Source organism: Alcanivorax sp. HI0083 (assembly GCF_001635175.1).
In genome coordinates, this window is record NZ_LWFX01000827.1 from 1 (window position 1) to 781 (window position 781).

Annotated in this window: 1 protein-coding gene; it reads right to left on the reverse strand. The window is 55.1% G+C overall.

From position 1 onward, the window contains the following. Positions 1–371: transposase (locus A3754_RS07990; protein ID WP_156496911.1), on the reverse strand; the 371-nt coding region annotated here is incomplete at its 3' end. Positions 372–781 lie beyond the last annotated feature (410 nt).

Below are 781 nucleotides of genomic sequence, written 5' to 3' on the forward strand. Positions count from 1 at the left end.
TGCCAAGGCGTCAGCTCCGGGTTGGCTAGAGCAAAATGGGCAATGCGTTTGCTGTCTTTCTTGTCACTCTTGCCTTGATCGCCCAGGGAACGGGCGTAGTAGCGCACGCGGGCAGGGTTCAGCACGTAGACCGTCACACCGGCTTGGTGCAACCAGTGCGCCAGGGGTTCGTGATAGATGCCGGTGGCTTCCAGATACACCTGAAGTTCGCCGGGGGACGCGCCGGTTTGTTTGAGCAACCATGACAGCAGCGCGGGATAATGATCGTGGGCATTGGGAAATACCCGGGTTTTTACCTTGCCGGCCTGCGCATCACGCAACCAGCACAGATCGAGCTTTTTCTTACTGACATCAATACCGATGGTAGCCATCTCTCCACTTCTCCTTGTTCGTGCAGCCTCATCCGGTCAACGAAGGGCTCGGATACCGTTCAAGTTTTGAGAGAAATGCTGGCGGGACCTATCTACATCACAGGCTCAGGGCCTCAGGTCGAATACGGGTTGCCCGCCAGCAGTGGCGGAAGGGTAGCAAATCCTTCCGCCGGAGAGACACAAGGTCGAATTAGCCTGAAAGGCGTAATCCGACAAGGCCCGGTACGTGGAGTGCATCGTGTCATGGCTGTGTTTGATTTGGTCTATGGATGGATGTCGGATTACGTCCTTCGGACTAATTCGACCTACCGGGCTGGTGGGTTGCTGTGTAGCGCTCGTTTGCAACAGATTGAAAAAGATGCGTCATTGCGGGTGATAATCACGGATCTCAGTATCCGTTTGTCGCTTAA